This is a genomic window from Catenuloplanes indicus (assembly GCF_030813715.1).
GTDB lineage: Bacteria > Actinomycetota > Actinomycetes > Mycobacteriales > Micromonosporaceae > Catenuloplanes > Catenuloplanes indicus.
The window spans coordinates 419,585-435,500 of sequence record NZ_JAUSUZ010000001.1; the positions used below are offsets into that span (position 1 = coordinate 419,585).

Here is a 15,916-nt window from a genome sequence, read left to right on the forward strand (position 1 = left end):
TAGCCTTCGCGCATGCCGATCTCGCTGCCCGGGCCGCTGACCGCCGACGACCTGCACGCGGCCGCCGCGCCGATCCCGGTGGACGTTCCCGCACCGGTACGGGAGTCCGTCGCCGCCGGCCGCCGCTTCCTCGCCGAGTCCCGCGACGGTAATACCCCGATCTACGGCCAGACCACCGGCTTCGGCGCGCTGGTCGGCTATCCCGGCCGGGCCACCGACGCGGACCAGGCCGACAACACGCTCGCGCACCTGGGCGCCGGTCAGGGCCCGGACCTGCCGCTGCCGCTGGTCCGGGCCGCGCTGCTGGTCCGCGCCGGTTCCCTGGCCCGCGGCCGGTCCGGCGTGTCGCCGCACGTGATCGACGCGCTGGCCGCCGCGCTCGGCACCGATTTCACCCCGGCCGTGCCCCGGTACGGCTCGGTCGGCGCGTCCGGCGACCTGATCCCGCTGGCCTATGCGGCGCAGGCGCTGCGCGGGCGCGGGCACGCCTATCTCGCCGGTGAGCGCCTGCCGGCCGCGGCCGCGCTGGAGAAGGCCGGGCTGACACCGCTGACGCTGGACGGCCGGGACGCGCTCGCGCTGGTCAACGGCGTCTCGGTGACCACGGCCGCGCTCGCGCTCGCGCAGCGCGCGGTCCGCCGCTCGCACCGCGCGTTGCAGGACCTGACCGCGCTGCTGGCCGACCTGCTCGGCTGCGATACGCAGTTCCTGGACGCCCGGCTGATCGCGGCCTACGCGCACCCGGGCGCGGCCGTGGTCGCGGCCCGCATGCGCGAGCGGCTGGCCGGGGTCCGGCCGTCCGGGACGCGGCCGTTGCAGGAGCCGTACAGCATCCGGTGCGCGCCGCAGCTGCTCGGTGCCGCCGAGGACGCGCTGTCCTACGTCGACACCGTGGTCATGAACGACCTGCGCTCGGTCAGCGACAACCCGCTGCTGTTCCCGGGCGAGGGCGTGGTGCACGGCGGGAACTTCTTCGGCCAGCCGGCCGCGTTCGCCGCGGACCTGCTGGCCGCGGTCACCGCGCAGCTCGGCACGCTCGCGGAGCGGCAGCTGGACCTGCTGGTCGATCCGGCTCGCAACACCGGCCTGCCGCCGATGCTGGCGGCCGGTCCCGGCCAGCAGCACGGGTTGCAGGGCGTGCAGCTGGCCACCACCGCGTTCGTGGCGCAGTTGCGCCGGGACGCGACGCCGGCGAGCGTGCAGAGCCTGCCGACCAACCTGCACAACCAGGACGTGGTGCCGTTCGGTACACAGGCCGCGTTGCGCGCCTACGACGGCGCCGGGCTGCTGCATCTGCTGTGCGGCTCGCTCGCGCTCGGCCTGCGCCAGGCCGCGCACGCCGGCGCGCGGCAACCCACCGCTGCGGCCTGCGCGGCGCTGCTGGACCGGCTGGAGCACGCGATCCCGCCGGTCGACCCGGACCGGCCGCTGGACGCGGACGTCCGCCGGGCCGCGGACGTGACGGCTGAGTTTTTTCTGAATCGTGCTGCCTAGCGTCGCTACCGTGACCGAAGCGACGCGTGATTACCTCATCCTCGGCGCCGGGCCGGCGGGGCTGCAGCTGGCCACCCTGCTGGAGGCAAGTGGCGACGACCATCTGGTGCTGGAGCGGGCCGCGGTGCCCGGCGCCTTCTTCGCCCGCTACCCGCGGCACCGGACGCTGATCTCGATCAACAAGCCGCGGACCGGGACCGGCGACCCGGAGCTGAACCTGCGGTTCGACTGGAACTCGCTGCTGACCGCGGACCCGGCACTGCGCTTCACCCGGTACAGCGAGCGGTACTTCCCGCACGCGGACGACATGGTCCGCTACCTGGCGGACGTGGCCGCGCCGTTGGCACACCGGATCCGCTACGACACCGAGGCGGTCCGGGTGAGCCGCGCGGGCGACGGCGTGTTCGAGGTGACCGACCAGCGCGGCGACGTGTGGCGCGGGCGCGCGCTGATCGTGGCGACCGGCGTGTCGCGGCCGTACCCGGCGGCCGAGATCCCGGGCATCGAGCTGGCCGAGAACTACGCGGACATCTCCACCGACCCGCGCGACTACTGGGATCAGCGGGTGCTGATCATCGGCAAGGGCAACGCCGCGTTCGAGACCGCGGACGCGCTGATGGAGACGACCGCGCTGATCCACGTGGCCGGGCCGAGCCCGGTGCGGATGGCGTGGCGCACGCACTACGTCGGGCATCTGCGGGCCGTGAACAACAACTTCCTGGACACGTACCAGCTGAAGTCCGCGAACGCGGTGCTGGACGGCACGGTCCGGAGCATCGAGAAGGACGCGGACGGGTTCCGGGTCGCGTTCGCGTTCTCCCGGGCGGACGAGCTGGTCAAGGAGCTGCGATACGACCGGGTGATCGCATGCACCGGCTTCGCGTTCGACGCGTCGATCTTCGACGCAGCCGCCCGGCCCGCGCTGGTGATCAAGGACCGGTTCCCGGCGCAGACCCCGGCGTTCGAGTCGGTGAGCGTGCCCGGCCTGTTCGTGGCGGGCACGCTGAGCCAGGAGCGCGACTTCAAGAAGTCCACCAACGGGTTCATCCACGGCTTCCGGTACGCGGTGCGCGCGTTGCACAAGATCCTTCGCCAGCGGTACGCGGGGGTGCCGTGGCCCGCCGCGGCGATCCCGGCGGACGGGATCACCGACGCGATCATCGCCCGGGTCAACCGTTCGTCGGGCCTGTGGCAGCAGTTCGCGGTGCTGGGCGACGTGGTCACGGTGACCGGCTCCGACGTGCGCTACCACGAGGAGGTGCCGGTCGCGTACCACCGCGAGGGCGGCCTGGGCACGCCCGCGCACGCGTTCGTGGTCACGCTGGAGTACGGACCGGACCACGACACCGTCGACCCGTTCGACATCGAGGTGTCCCGGATCGCGCAGGACACGCCGGGGGTCGCGCACGACGCCGCGTACCTGCACCCGGTGGTCCGGCACTACCGCGACGGCGTCCCGGACGGCGTGCACCACCTGGCGGAGAACCTGGAGAACCGCTGGGACCGGCCGGACGTGCACGTCGCGCCGCTGCGCGCGTTCGTCGCCGCCCGGCTCGCGGCCTGAGCGCCGTGGCCGGCCTCGACCCGGTGCACCGGGACTTCTTCGCCGGCGGCGCGGGCGAGGAGCGGACCGTGCGCGCGAACGCGGCCGCGTTCGACCGGCTGCGGCTGCTCCCCCGGGTGCTGCGCGCGACCGGCACGCCGGACCCCGGCCTGACGCTGCTCGGGGCCGCGCTGCCCGGCCCGGTGCTGATCGCGCCGACCGCGTTCCACCGGCTCGCCCACCCGGACGGCGAGGTCGCCACCGCGCGCGCGGCCCGGGACACCGGCACGGTGCTGACCGTCAGCATGGCCGCGACCACGCCGATCGAGCGGATCGCGGACACCGGCGCGCGGCTGTGGTTCCAGCTCTACCCGCAGCCGGACCGGGACTTCACCGCACACCTGGTCGAGCGCGCCGAGGCGGCCGGTGTGACCGCGCTGGTGGTGACCGTGGACTCGCCGGTGTTCGGCCGCCGCGAGCGCGACCTGCGCAACGGCTTCCTGGACCTGCCGGCCGGCCTGGTCTGCGAGAACCTGCGCGACCCGGCGACCGGCCGGATCCGGGACATCGTCATGGACCCGTCGCTCGGCTGGGACGACGTGGTGCGGCTGCGCACCACGACCCGGCTGCCGATCCTGGTCAAGGGCGTGCTGCACCCGGCGGACGCGGCCGAGGCGGTGGCCCGCGGCCTGGACGGCGTGATCGTCTCCAATCACGGCGGCCGGCAGCTGGACGGCGCGGTCGCCACGATCGACGCGCTCCCGGCCGTGGCGGCGGCGGTTCGCGGCCGCATCCCGGTGCTGCTGGACGGCGGTGTGCGGCGCGGCGCCGACGTGGTCACCGCGCTCGCGCGCGGCGCCTCCGCGGTGCTGATCGGGCGGCCGGTGCTCTGGGGGCTGGCCGCGGGCGGGCGGGACGGCGTCGCGGGCGTGCTGACGGAGCTGCACGAGGACGTGGTGCGGGTGATGGCGCTGTGCGGCGCGGCCACGCTCGCGGATCTTCCGCCGGACCTGGTACGGGAGGTGCGGCCATGACCGCGGTCGCCGTACCGTTGCTGCTGGTCCTGGGTGTGTGGTCGCTGCCGCGGTGGCTGCCGGCCACGGTGGTGCGCCTCCGGGAGTGGATCTTCGCGCGGGTGAACGGGACCGAGGGCATCCCGGTGCCCGGCCCGCTGGTCGGCGCGGAGCACTTCCGGCGCGTGTACGAGCATCCGGCCGCGGACGGGCGCAGCCGCGGCGCCGGCCTGTCCGACCTGTTCTGGTACTGGCTGGCGCCCGGCCCGCAGATGCACCAGGAGCACCTGGAGCCCGGGGAGCGCTACACCACGGTCGCCCGGATCAGCCGCAGGGTCCTGGCGGTGCCGCACGCGCGCGCCGACGCGCTGGCCACGGCCGCGACCCGGCGTGCCCTGGACGCGCTGCCGGGCGGCCGGCCGAGTCCGGTGCGGCTGCGCGACCTGATGATGCCGGTCTGGGCCGAGGTCTACCACGAGCTGGTCTTCGGCGAGGACTGCCCGCCGGACGTGCGGGCCATGATCGTGGCGAACGCGGACGACGTGGTGACCGCGCTGAAGTGCTGCGGGCTGCGGCACCTCGACCGGCGCGACCGGCTCACCCGCTACCTGCGCGGCCGGGTCGAGGACGGCACCGCGCCGGTCACGCTGCCGCCGCCGTTCACCGCGCAGGAGACCGCGTGGTATCTGCAGGGCGCGTTCTTCAACACCGCCGTGGTGCAGATGTCGGAGGCGGCCGCGCACGTGCTCCTCGCGATCGCGCAGTACCCCGGCCGGTCCGCGGCGCCGGACGACGACGAGCTGGACCGGATCATCGACGAGACGCTGCGCGTGCACCCGCTGTTCGGCGTGGCGCACCGGATCACGTCCGCGCCGATCGAGGTCACGCCGGACGTGACGCTCCCGGCCGGTTCCGTGCTGCTGTTCAACTACCTCGCGTACCAGCGCACCGGGCCGGCCGCGGACCCGGTCTTCGACCCGGACCGGTGGCGCACGCTACGCCGGCGCGACGCGCACTTCATCCCGTTCGGCGTGGTGGCGAACCGGGCCTGCCCGGCCCGCGGCTCCGCGCCGGTGATGCTGCGCGCCGCGGTCCGCGAGGTGCTGCGCCGGTACGCGCTCGCCTCGTCCGTCTCGCACACCCGGTCGCTGCCGTCGCGCGGCCCGTGCTTCCTGACCCCGGCCGGCGCCCGCCCGCCGGGCCGGTTCCGGCTGACCGCGATGCGATGGCGCGACCGGTGGGCGGACGTCGGCCGCAGCCTCACCCAGCTGGTGCTGGGCACCGTGATGGTGGTCGACGCGCGGCGGCAGCGGTTGTGCACCACCCACTTCGAAAGGGGAGGCCTGTGAATCCCGTCGACCTGGCACCGCGGTTCTTCATCGCGGTCGCCGTGATACTGGTGTTCTGCCGGGGCGTCTCGTGGCTGCTCGGCCGGGCCGGTCAGCCCGCCGTGGTCAGCGAGATGCTGGCCGGTGTGCTGCTCGGCCCGTCGCTGCTCGGCCTGTTCCTGCCCCAGGTGCAGGCCGCGCTGTTCCCGCGCGAGCTCTACCCGGTGCTGTACGTGGTCGGCCAGGTCGGCCTGGTCATCTTCATGTTCCAGGCGGGGTACGCGTTCCGCTCGCACCGCATCGCCGGGCTGGCCGGCACCGCGGGCGCGGTCTCCGTCGCCGGCGTGTTCGTGCCGCTGTCGCTCGGCGTGCTGCTGGTGCTGGCCACCGGCGATCGGGTCGCGGTGCTCCAAAACGGTGTGCCGATCGGCGTGTCGGCCGCGTTCGTGGGCGTGGCGCTGGCCATCACCGCGTTCCCGATGCTGGCCCGGATCATCACCGAACGCGGCCTGGCCGGCACCCGGTACGGCTCGGTCGCGCTGGCCAGCGGCGCGATCGACGACGTGGTCGCGTGGATCCTGCTCGCCTGCGTGCTCGCGGTCGCGTCCGGCGCCGCACTGCCCGCGCTGGTAACGGTCGGCGGCGCGGCGCTGTTCGCGGCGCTGCTCTGGTTCGCCGGACGCCCGGTCACCCGGATCCTGATGACCAGCGACCGGATCGGGGACACCGCCCGGCTGCTCGGCACGGTCGCACTGCTGTTCCTGGTCGCCTGGTACACCGACGAGATCGGGCTCTACGCGGTGTTCGGCGCGTTCGCGGTCGGCGTCGTCATGCCGCGCACCGCACGCACCGAGTCGGTGGTCGGCACGCTCACGCCGATCTGCCAGATCGTGTTCCTGCCGCTGTTCTTCACGTACTCCGGGCTGCGCACCGAGTTCGCGCTGCTGTCCGACCCGGCCGTGCTGCTGTTCGCGCTGGCCTGCGTGGCGCTGGCGGTGGCCGGCAAGTTCGGCGGCTGCTGGGCCGCGGCCCGGCTGCGCGGCGAACCGCAGCCGGTCGCGCTGCGCGTCGGCACGCTGATGAACGCGCGCGGCCTGATGCAGCTGATCGCGCTGAACGTGGGGCTGGAGGCGGGGATCGTCGGCCCGGCGCTGTTCACCGCGCTGGTGCTGGTCGCGCTGGTGACCACGCTGATGACGACGCCGCTGCTGTCCTGGATCGAGCGGCGCGAGTCCAGGCGGGCGATCCCGGTTTCACCCGCACCCGTTGTTGGTTCCCTCCGAATCTAGGGACATTTACCACTGTCATTATTGAATTGATCTGTGCCATTCTCTTTCGCATGCCGCACCGCCTGCTGCTGGTCGAGGATGACGTCGATCTCTCCGGCACCCTGACCGAGGCGCTGGCCGGCGAGGGTTACCTCGTCGACCACGCCCCGGACGGGCATCGCGGGCTGCATCTGGGGCTCAGCCGGCCGTACGACGTGATGGTCATCGACCGGTGCCTGCCGGCGATCGACGGGCTAGACCTGCTGGTCCGGCTGCGCTCCCGGGCCGTGCCGGCGCGGGCGCTGATGCTCACCGCGCTCGGCACGGTCGACGACCGGATCGCCGGGCTGGACTCCGGCGCCGACGACTACCTGCCGAAGCCGTTCGACCTGGACGAGCTGAGCGCCCGCCTGCGCGCGCTGTGCCGGCGCGCAGCGGACGCGACCGAGGCGCTGCGGATCGGCGCCGGCCTGCTCGACCTGGCGATGCGCGACGCGGTACTGCCGACCGGCGACCGGGTGCCGCTGTCCGCGCGCGAGTTCGAGCTGCTGCGCATCCTGGCCGCGCGCCCGTCCACCGTGCACTCCCGCGCGGAGTTGCGCCGCCGGGTGTTCGACGAGACGCCCGCGCCGTCCATCGTGGACACCTACGTCTACTATCTGCGCCGTAAGCTCGGGCGGGCCGCGGTCCGCACCGTGCACGGCCTCGGCTACCGGCTCGGTGAGCTGTGAGCGTCCCGGTCCGGCGGGACGGCTGGACCGCCGCCGAACGCCGGGCCGTGCGCCGGGCCCGCTGGCAGATCGGGCTGCTCGCCGGGCTGGTGGTGGCCGGCCTGGTCGCGCTGGTCGGCGGCGTCTCGTACGCGATGCTGGTGCAGGGCCAGACCGTGCAGATCCGCCGCGAGCTGCACTGGAGCGCGCAGCACGGGGTGCCGGGCGGTCCGCCCGGCTGCACCTGGCTGATCCTGCTCTCCGGCGGCACGCTGGACACCGGCGCGGTGCCGCCACCGCCGGGCTTCCCGCTGCACGACGCGATCGACGCGGTCGCCGCGTCCGGCCGCGCGCAGGAGGCCACGATCGCGCGCAACGGCACGGTCTACGTGGTGCTCACCGAACGCCGCGGCGCGGACACGGTCCAGGCCGTGTTCGACACCCGCTACCAGCGCGCCGACCGCCGCCTGCTGCTCCGCGCGCTCGGCGTGGCCGAGTCGATCGGGCTGGTCACCGCGCTGCTCACCGGCCTGTTCGTGGGCGGCCGGGCGGTGGCGCCGCTGGCCGACGCGCTCAGCCGGCAGCGCCGCTTCGTCGCGGACGCCAGCCACGAACTGCGCACGCCGATCGCCCGGGTGCACACCCGCGCGCAACTGCTGGCCCGCCGCCCCGCGCTGCTGCCGGAGCACCGCACCGACCTGGACCGGCTGATCGGCAACACCCGGCTGCTCGGCGAGATCGTCGACGACCTGCTGCTGTCCGCGCGGCTCGACGCGGACGACCGGCTGGCCACCGCGTCCCGGATCGACCTGGCCGCGCTGGTCCGCGACGCGGTCGCGCAGGACGCGGACCGCGCGGCCGCGCGCGGCGTCACGCTGGCCGCGGACGGCGTGGCCGCGCCGCTGGCCGTGCCGGGCATCCCGTCCGCGCTGCGCCGGGTGGTGAGCGAGCTGGTCGGCAACGCGCTCGCGCACACCCCGCCGGGCGGTACGGTCCTGGTGCGCGCGACCACGGCCGGCGGCACCGCGGTGCTGGAGGTGGTGGACAGCGGGCAGGGCCTCGACCCGGCGGACACCGAGCGGATCTTCCACCGCTTCCACCGGGGACGGTCCACCCGCCCCGGCTTCGGCATCGGGCTGGCGCTGGTCCGCGAGGTGGTCGAGAAGCACGGCGGCACGATCCGGGCCGCCGGCCGGCCGGGCGAGGGCGCCACGTTCACGGTCCGCCTGCCGCTCGCCTGATCAGCCCACATGGGTTTCTCCCGGCCACGGCGGGACCGGTGCCCGCGGGAGCACTCGGGACGCGACCACGCCGGAAGCGGGAAAGTCCGCTTCGTCCTTGCCCGGTGGACCGCACCGGACCGCTCGACACCGGCGGCCGCCGGCCTGCTCGCCGGCCCCACCGCGCGGCTGGACCACCCGGCCGCGCTGATCCGCCGGGACGGTCACGTCGCCCGGATCGGCGAGGACCAATCAGACCTCAACGACCACCTCGGCCGCTGGTTCTCTTGACACGGACGCCGGTATCGATCGAAGTTGTAACACCACCGACCTCTGTGGAGTGACTATGCGTGCTACCGCACCACGGCGCGGCGCCACCGCCGCCGCCACCGCCCTGCTCCTCGCCGCGGGCCTGCTCACGGCCACGGCCGCACCGGCCGCCGCGGTCGCGTCCGGGCCCGTCATCGACCAGAACTTCGCCGACCCGGACGTGCTGAAGGCCGGCCGCACCTACTACGCCTACGCCACCAACAGCGACGGCCGCAACATCAAGTGGGCCACCTCCACCGACCTGGTCACCTGGACCGTGCAGGGCACCGACGCGCTGCCCACGCTCGGCGCCTGGGCCGACCCGGACTGGTCGTTCCCGCCCGGCGGTTCCGGCGACCACGGCGTGTGGGCGCCGGAGGTGTTCTCCACCGGGCCGCGGAGCTTCGTCATGTGGTACACCGCGCACGACCGCGCCTCCGGCAAGCAGTGCATCGGCGCGGCGACCGCGACCTCGCCCGGCGGCCCGTTCGTGCCGCAGAGCACCGCGCTGGTCTGCACGCCGGAGATCGGCGGCGCGATCGACGCGTCCTCGTTCACCGAGCACGGCCGCCGCTACATCCTGTGGAAGAACGACGGCAACTGCTGTGCGCAGGACACCTGGCTGCGCATCCAGCAGGTCAGCGCGGACGGGCTGCGCCGCACCGGCACCGAGACCCAGCTCATCAAACAGAACAAACCCTTCGAGGGTACGTTGGTGGAGGCACCCACGCTGTGGAAGCGCGGCGGCACGTACGTGCTGTTCTACTCCGCGAACTTCTTCGGCAACGGCAGCTACGTCAGCAGCTACGCCACCGCACCGAGCCTGCGCGGGCCGTACACCAAGGCCGCCACGCCGCTGATGACCACGGACGCGTTCGCCGGTTCGGTGCGCGGTCCCGGCGGCCAGGACGTCGTCACCGGCCCGGACGGCACGGACCGGATCGTCTTCCACGGCTGGAACGCCGACTTCACCTACCGGGCGATGTACTCGCAGCGCCTCGACTGGGAGGGCAGCCGCCCGATCGTCGACGGCGCCAAGATCCGCTACGAGGCCGAGGACGCCGACTTCAGCCGCGCCAACGCCCGGTACGCCGCCGGCGGCGCCAGCAACGGCGTGGTGGTCGGCGGCATCGACTTCGCGGACAGCCGGGTCACGTTCACCGTGCACGTCCCCCGGGCCGGCACGTACCGGCTGTACACCCGCTTCGCGAACGGCTCCGACGCCGGGGCGGCCGGCCACACGCTGACCGTCAACGGCGCCGCCGCCGGCACCGTGGACTACCCGGTGACCGGGTGGGACAACTGGCAGGTCAGCGAACGTGACGTGACGCTGCGGGCCGGCGACAACACCATCTCGTACGGCAAGGGCGCCAACTACGCCGAGATCGACGCGATCGACGTCGCGTGAGCGGGGCGGGGCTCGTCGCGCTGTTCACGCGACGGGCCCCGGTCCCGGAACATGTTGCGGAGGCCGAGCATCAGCAGGGGGTAGACGAAGTAGCCGTAACGGGTGGACGGGGCGAGCGTGAAGATCAGGGACCAGATCACGGCCATCTGCATGACGGCGGCCGGGGCGGTGCGGGCGGGGCGGCGCCACAGGTAGGCGACGGCCGCGGCCATCGCGGCCGCCAGCAGGCCGATCATCAACAGCCTGCCACCGGAACCGTCGGCCGCGACCACCTGGCCCGGCATCGGGCTGGCGGCGGTCGTCTGCTGGGCGGTGAGCCGCAACGGAAACATGACCACGTTGTGGACCAGGTCCCGGGAGTCGGCCAGCATCGCGGGGGCGGTGAGGGCGGCCGAGGCGACGGCCACCAGCGCGCCGGAGGTGGCGAAGGTGAGCGCCGGGCGCCAGCCGGCGCGGGCGAGGAGCAGCGGGATCAGGACGAGGGCGGCGGGGAGGGCGGTGGCCTTCATCGCGCATGCGACGCCCAGCGCCGCGCCGGCCAGGATCAGGGTGTCCAGCGACGTGGCGGCTCGATCGGCCTGCGGGCCGGGTGCTGCGGTCGTGGGCGGGCGGTCCGGCAGACCGGGCGCGGGGCCCGCCACCGGACCGGGCACCGCGGCCGTGGGCCGGTCGCCCGGCCGGCCGGTTGCGGTGCCCGCCGGCGGGTGGTGCGGCAGGGCGCGGGACAGCAGGGCGATGCCGAGTGCCAGCAGACCCAGCACCGGCAGGTCGGTGCTGCCGAGGACGACGGGCAGGGCCAGCACCGGTGAGGCGAACGCCGCGGCCAGCCTCCACAGCGGCCGGTCGGCGTGCACCCGGCGCAGCGCCGCGTAGCCCAGCAGGACCGCGCTGAGCACGAACCAGGTACGCGGGTTGCCGGCCCAGCCGTCCAGTCCCAGCGCGTGCGGCAGGCCGAAGACCGCCAGCGGCGGGCCGTATGGATTCAGTGACTCCGGGCCGGTCAGCCGATCCATCGTCAGATATGGGCTGCCGGACTCCAGCAGCAGCCGGCCGGCTCGCTTGATCACGGTCAGTGGGCCCATCCCGACGGTCGACATGCCCCGGCCGCCGGTCACCATCCACACCAGCGGTGCCACGACCGCACCGGCCAGCGCAACCGCGGTCGCCGTGAACGGCGCCGCGGTATGCCGCCACAGCGACGTGACCAACGCGGCCAGCACGTAACCACCGGCGGCCCAGCGCCCCCACGACGCCTGCACCTCCTGACCGGCGAACGCGCCGACACCGGTCGCGAACACGGCGGCGATCGTGTACCCGGCCGTCCGCCAGGCGACCGGCCGCGCCCGCCGGAAGCGGTCGAGACCGCGTATCGGGCTGGGTATCGGGACGGGCCGCACCGTCGCCGCGGTCCGGCTCATGGCCGCGCCCACCCGGCAACCGGCGACAGCGTCGCACTCCGCCGCCCGGGCGAGCGACGCCCGCGGGTTGCCCGGTCTGAGTGCCGGTTCCAGGAAGAACTCACGCCGAGATCATTCCGATCCCGGCGTGGTCCGCACATCTACCCGCAGCCATATCTCCGAGCGGTCCCCGCTACAACTTTCGGCAGAGGGAGAAGGCACATCGGCCACGGGCTTGCGTACCACCACCTGTCGCCCCACGCCGGGCCGCGCCGGGCACCTCGCGGACCGGCCGCTGCGACGGCGACACCGGCGTCGTCAGGCCGGCTCCACCACCATGGCCGGCATCTCGCGGGTGGCGCGCAGCGGTCCTGACAACAGAGCGGGCAGGGACGCGGCCGTCATGCCGGCGGCGCCGGTCCACAGGACCGCCGGGGCGCCGAGCAGACCGCCGAGTGTGCCGGCCAGCAGGCCCGCGAGCGGCATGCTCCCCCACTGCACGAATCGCACGGTGTCCATCCGGCCGGGCCGCTCCGGCGTGGTCGTCTGGTGCAGGCCCGCCTGCACGATCAGCCGGATCACGCCGCCCGTCGAGACCAGTGCCAGCCCGCCGCACGCCATCGCGGACAGCACCACGCCGATGCCGGCCGGGCCCAGGCCCGCGTGCCGGGCCAGGAAGACCAGCAACATCGTCTGGTACGTGACCAGGAACAGGCTGAAGACGCCGTCGGTCAGAACCACCGGAAGTCCGGTTCCCGCAGCAGACCGGTCCCGCGGCCGGCCATGTCAGCGGGCCTGCGCCGGCTTCAGCGTCTGTTTCAGCGTCCGCTTGCTCTGCGCGATCCGGTCCGGCTGCGCTCGCTGCCGCCCGGTCCCGGCGGCCGCGGCACCCCGGCCACCGACGATCTCCATGTCCCGGACCGTCCACTCGAACGCCTCGACGTCACCGATCAGCGCGGACACGCGCGCCCGCTCGATGATCTCCTCGATCCGCGCCCACGTGTCGTCCCCGGCCGTCCACCCGTCGGTACCGTCGAGCGCGTCGACGAACCGGCCGACGAGATCCGCGGGAAGGGCACCCGGACCGAACGCTTCAGGCATGCGGCGATCCTAGCCGCCCGCGCGGGTCGCGTGTCCCCGGAGAACCCGGCCGTTGGTTCACCGTTCCAGCGGGATCGCGATCCGGCCCGGGTACGCCGGGTGCTCGGCCTCGTCGAGCATGGCGGCGGCCACGGTGGCGCGGCTGATCCGGGACGGGAACGGGCGTGGTGGCTCGTCGCCGAGCGCGGTGGTGCGGCGGGCCGGGGCGTTCGCCGCGTGCGACGCCGAGCCCGGAAAGCAGTCGGGCATGCCCTGCACCGCGTTCATGTTGCCGCCGACCGGGTCGACCACCCACCGGTCACGGGCCGGCACCGTGCTCGTCGTCGTTCCACCGGGAGCCGGGCGGCGCCGCGGGCAGCGCCGCGGTCAGCGCCGGACGCAGGATCTCGGTCACCGCCTCGTCGTTGGCGCGGAGCGCGGCCATCAGCTCGTCCCGGTTGTCGGGTGCCGTCTCCGGCCGCCGGACTCGGGCCGCGGCCCGGCGCACGGCGTCGTCACGGCGGTCAGCAGCTGCTGTTCCATGTCTCGTCAAGTCCGGTGCACCGTCGTTGGGGTACGGATGCCGTGGCCGGCACTCATCGGCCCGGCCCGGCCGGGCCGGTGAGCGTGGCCCGGAACGACGGCCAGGCATCGCGCAGGTAGAGCGCGAACGGCACCCACCAGATCAGGTCGTTCGTGACGATCATGACGACCGAACCGGCCGGCCAGACGCCGGTGGCGATCAGCCACGCCAGCCCGGCCGGACCGAGGATCTTGCCGGTCAGCCCGACCGCCGCGACCGGCCAGCCGGCCTCCGGCCGGCGCGCGACCTCGAAGTAGAGCAGGCCGTAGAGCCCGAGGACCATGCCGAGGCAGGCGAAGATCTGCGGCGAGTTGGACAGCGGCAGCCCGGTGACCCGGAAGAACCACTGTGGATCCAGGACCGCGTAGCAACCCCAGCCGACGTTGTACGCCCCCGCGGCCGCGAACACGGCCCGATGCATCCGACGACGTCTCACGCCAGCCCTCCCCCGGTCACCGATCTCTCCGGGGGAAATCCTGCCGGACGGTTACCCCCGGCGCCTCGGACCGTGGTCCGAGGCGCCGCATCGGACCCGCGGGTCAACCTAGGTCTGCCACGTGCGGCGCGGAGACGTGCGGCGCCTGGTAAAGCTCACCATCACACCGATCGGGGCGGCCGGCATGCAACGAGAACGTGATCACCTCCCACGAGCGCGGGTCGACCGCCCAGGCGATCGAGTGCAGGCCGTCCTCACCGAGCCGGTCCCGCACGGCCACGCTCGCCTCGGCTGCGGCGCCGGACGGGTCGGCGTCCACCGGCATCCGCGCGACGTTCCGCACCGCATGGGTGATCCGCTGGTGGAACGCCGGTCCGCGGTGGTGGCCGCCGCCGATCCAGGTCTCCACGACCGGCCGGCCGAACGAGTCGATCACGCCGGCGAACCCGCCGCCTCCCCACAGGAACCGGGCCGCCGCAGCACTGTCGGCCCACAGGTAGAACGGCGCGTACTGGTTCAGCGGCGAGCCGTCGACGCCGCGCTCGCGCATCAGGAATGCCTTGAGGCCGAGCCCCGGCGTGCCGTCGAAGCGTGGCCCGCCGGCCGCGATCCGCCGGCGGATGATGTCCATGTCGTAGTCGGCCGGCAGGGACAGCCGGTACTGCATGGCGATCACAGGTGCTCCTTCTCGGTGCGCGGCGTGGACAGCACCGCGACGTTACCGGAGTTTCGAGGTTGGCCCGCCCCGGATCGGGCATGCTGTAAGCGGACTGCCCGCATCGACGACGACAAGTGGGTGTTGCCATGATCGGTCGAATCCTCGCGGTCGCGCTGCTGTTGCCGGCACCGGCGCCGCTCCCGGACGACCCCTTCGACGTTCTGGTCTTCTCGAGAACGGCCGGCTTCCGGCACGATTCCATTCCGGCCGGTGTGCAGGCGATCCGCGATCTCGGCGCGGCCGGCGGGTTCACGGTCACCGCCACCGAGGACCCGGGCGTGTTCACCGCCGCCCAGCTCGACCGCTACGAGGCCGTGGTCTTCCTGAGCACCACCGGTGACGTACTCGACGCCGGACAGCAGACCGCGTTCGAGGAGTACATCCAGCGCGGGCGCGGCTACGTGGGCGTGCACGCGGCCGCGGACACCGAGTACGACTGGCCGTTCTACGGCGAGCTGGTCGGTGCGTACTTCGCCTCGCACCCGCCGGTCCAGCCGGCCGTGGTCCGCACCGAGGACCGCGCGCACCCGGCCACCGCGCACCTGCCGCGGTCCTGGAACCGCACCGACGAGTGGTACGACTACCGCACCAACCCGCGCGACACCGCGCACGTGCTGTCCACGCTGGACGAGTCGACGTACACCGGTGGCCGGATGGGTGCGGACCACCCGATCGCCTGGTGCAAGACGCTCGCCGGCGGCCGGTCGTTCTACACCGGTGGCGGCCACACGCCGGAGTCGTTCGCGGACCCCGCCTTCCGGCAGCACCTGCTCGGCGGCATCCGGTACGCGGCGGGCGAGGCACAGGCCGACTGCCGCCCGGAAACCGGCTACACGGCGCTCTACGACGGCGCGACCACCGGCTGGTCCCAGGCCGGGCCGGGCTCGTTCACGAACACGGACGCCACGCTCACCTCGACCGGCGGGATGGGCCTGCTGTGGTACGAGGCGACACAGTTCACCCACTACTCGCTGAAGCTGGACTGGCGGATGTCCGGTGACGACAACAGCGGCGTGTTCATCGGCTTCCCGCCCTCGGACGACCCGTGGTCCGCCGTCGACAACGGCTACGAGATCCAGATCGACGCGACCGACGCCGCCGACCGCACCACCGGCTCCGTCTACACGTTCCGCGCCGCGGACCAGGCCGCCCGCGACGCCGCGCTCAACCCGCCCGGCGAGTGGAACACGTTCGAGCTCCTGGTCGAGGGCGAGCACTTGCGGGTCCTCCTCAACGGCAGAACGATCAATGACTTCACCAACTCCGACCCGGCCCGATCGCTGGCCGGCCACATCGGCGTCCAGAACCACGGCCCGGACGACACCGTCTCGTTCCGCAACATCCGGATCAAGGAGCTGTCCACGGGCTGCTGATCGGCGCGGCGTCGTCAGCTCACGGGCGCCCGCACG

At 73.8% G+C, this 15,916-nt stretch carries 16 protein-coding genes and 1 pseudogene; 10 read left to right on the top strand and 7 right to left on the bottom strand.

What is annotated here, in order from left to right:
• Positions 1–12 precede the first annotated feature (12 nt).
• The 9 genes from J2S42_RS02290 to J2S42_RS02330 are packed head-to-tail and all read left to right on the top strand — an operon-like array spanning position 13 to position 10,293.
• Positions 13–1,494 (top strand): aromatic amino acid ammonia-lyase, encoded by a 1,482-nt coding sequence (locus tag J2S42_RS02290; RefSeq protein WP_307234708.1) that lies wholly within the window; start codon positions 13–15, stop codon positions 1,492–1,494.
• A 10-nt stretch (positions 1,495–1,504) separates the two neighbouring features.
• Complete coding sequence (locus J2S42_RS02295) at positions 1,505–3,058, top strand: NAD(P)-binding domain-containing protein (RefSeq protein WP_307234709.1); 1,554 nt, start codon at positions 1,505–1,507, stop codon at positions 3,056–3,058.
• A gap of 5 nt (positions 3,059–3,063) precedes the next feature.
• Positions 3,064–4,071, top strand: a complete 1,008-nt coding sequence (locus J2S42_RS02300) for an alpha-hydroxy acid oxidase (protein ID WP_307234711.1) — start codon at positions 3,064–3,066, stop codon at positions 4,069–4,071.
• Entirely contained in the window at positions 4,068–5,399 is a 1,332-nt protein-coding gene (locus J2S42_RS02305; RefSeq protein WP_307234713.1) for a cytochrome P450, read from the top strand. Before J2S42_RS02300 ends, J2S42_RS02305 begins: the two co-directional genes overlap by 4 nt.
• Entirely contained in the window at positions 5,396–6,667 is a 1,272-nt protein-coding gene (locus J2S42_RS02310; protein WP_307234715.1) for a cation:proton antiporter, read from the top strand. Before J2S42_RS02305 ends, J2S42_RS02310 begins: the two co-directional genes overlap by 4 nt.
• A gap of 50 nt (positions 6,668–6,717) precedes the next feature.
• Positions 6,718–7,377, top strand: a complete 660-nt coding sequence (locus tag J2S42_RS02315) for a response regulator transcription factor (protein ID WP_307234717.1) — start codon at positions 6,718–6,720, stop codon at positions 7,375–7,377.
• Positions 7,374–8,597, top strand: coding sequence for a sensor histidine kinase (locus tag J2S42_RS02320; protein WP_307234719.1), 1,224 nt, complete (start codon positions 7,374–7,376; stop codon positions 8,595–8,597). The genes J2S42_RS02315 and J2S42_RS02320 overlap by 4 nt, the downstream gene beginning before the upstream one ends.
• A 9-nt stretch (positions 8,598–8,606) precedes the next feature.
• Positions 8,607–8,867, top strand: a complete 261-nt coding sequence (locus J2S42_RS02325) for a hypothetical protein (RefSeq protein ID WP_307234720.1) — start codon at positions 8,607–8,609, stop codon at positions 8,865–8,867.
• Between the two features lie 55 nt (positions 8,868–8,922).
• Positions 8,923–10,293 (top strand): family 43 glycosylhydrolase, encoded by a 1,371-nt coding sequence (locus J2S42_RS02330; RefSeq protein WP_307234724.1) that lies wholly within the window; start codon positions 8,923–8,925, stop codon positions 10,291–10,293.
• On the opposite strand, the gene J2S42_RS02335 is transcribed toward J2S42_RS02330, so the two are convergent.
• The 7 genes from J2S42_RS02335 to J2S42_RS02365 form a co-directional block, all read right to left on the bottom strand.
• Positions 10,260–11,711 (bottom strand): glycosyltransferase 87 family protein, encoded by a 1,452-nt coding sequence (locus tag J2S42_RS02335; RefSeq protein ID WP_307234726.1) that lies wholly within the window; start codon positions 11,709–11,711, stop codon positions 10,260–10,262. The two genes, J2S42_RS02330 and J2S42_RS02335, sit on opposite strands and share 34 nt — an antisense overlap.
• A gap of 297 nt (positions 11,712–12,008) precedes the next feature.
• Positions 12,009–12,431 (bottom strand): hypothetical protein, encoded by a 423-nt coding sequence (locus J2S42_RS02340; RefSeq protein ID WP_307234728.1) that lies wholly within the window; start codon positions 12,429–12,431, stop codon positions 12,009–12,011.
• Between the two features lie 45 nt (positions 12,432–12,476).
• Positions 12,477–12,791, bottom strand: coding sequence for a CATRA system-associated protein (locus J2S42_RS02345; RefSeq protein ID WP_307234730.1), 315 nt, complete (start codon positions 12,789–12,791; stop codon positions 12,477–12,479).
• Positions 12,792–12,848: 57 nt separating this feature from the next.
• On the bottom strand, positions 12,849–13,103 hold the full coding sequence (locus J2S42_RS02350) for an NAD(P)-dependent oxidoreductase (RefSeq protein ID WP_307234732.1): 255 nt from the start codon (positions 13,101–13,103) through the stop codon (positions 12,849–12,851).
• Positions 13,090–13,323, bottom strand: a complete 234-nt coding sequence (locus J2S42_RS02355; protein ID WP_307234734.1) for a hypothetical protein — start codon at positions 13,321–13,323, stop codon at positions 13,090–13,092. The genes J2S42_RS02350 and J2S42_RS02355 overlap by 14 nt, the downstream gene beginning before the upstream one ends.
• Positions 13,324–13,366: 43 nt before the next feature.
• Positions 13,367–13,789, bottom strand: coding sequence for a hypothetical protein (locus tag J2S42_RS02360; protein WP_307234736.1), 423 nt, complete (start codon positions 13,787–13,789; stop codon positions 13,367–13,369).
• A 103-nt stretch (positions 13,790–13,892) separates the two neighbouring features.
• Positions 13,893–14,456 carry a DUF4865 family protein gene (locus tag J2S42_RS02365; RefSeq protein ID WP_307248589.1) on the bottom strand — a complete coding sequence of 188 codons (564 nt, stop codon included), beginning with the start codon at positions 14,454–14,456 and terminating at the stop codon, positions 13,893–13,895.
• Between the two features lie 137 nt (positions 14,457–14,593).
• On the opposite strand from J2S42_RS02365, the pseudogene J2S42_RS02370 reads away from it, so the two are divergent.
• Positions 14,594–15,871: pseudogene (locus J2S42_RS02370) on the top strand (ThuA domain-containing protein); the annotation flags it as partial.
• Positions 15,872–15,916: the final 45 nt, after the last annotated feature.

Bases quoted from the DNA above. Each gene is read 5' to 3' on its own strand.
- J2S42_RS02290 (WP_307234708.1), top strand. From the start codon at position 13: ATGCCGATCTCGCTGCCCGGGCCGCTGACCGCCGACGACCTGCACGCG.
- J2S42_RS02305 (WP_307234713.1), top strand. From the start codon at position 4,068: ATGACCGCGGTCGCCGTACCGTTGCTGCTGGTCCTGGGTGTGTGGTCG.
- J2S42_RS02315 (WP_307234717.1), top strand. From the start codon at position 6,718: ATGCCGCACCGCCTGCTGCTGGTCGAGGATGACGTCGATCTCTCCGGC.
- J2S42_RS02325 (WP_307234720.1), top strand. From the start codon at position 8,607: ATGGGTTTCTCCCGGCCACGGCGGGACCGGTGCCCGCGGGAGCACTCG.
- J2S42_RS02330 (WP_307234724.1), top strand. From the start codon at position 8,923: ATGCGTGCTACCGCACCACGGCGCGGCGCCACCGCCGCCGCCACCGCC.
- J2S42_RS02335 (WP_307234726.1), bottom strand. From the start codon at position 11,711: ATGAGCCGGACCGCGGCGACGGTGCGGCCCGTCCCGATACCCAGCCCG.
- J2S42_RS02345 (WP_307234730.1), bottom strand. From the start codon at position 12,791: ATGCCTGAAGCGTTCGGTCCGGGTGCCCTTCCCGCGGATCTCGTCGGC.
- J2S42_RS02365 (WP_307248589.1), bottom strand. From the start codon at position 14,456: ATGCAGTACCGGCTGTCCCTGCCGGCCGACTACGACATGGACATCATC.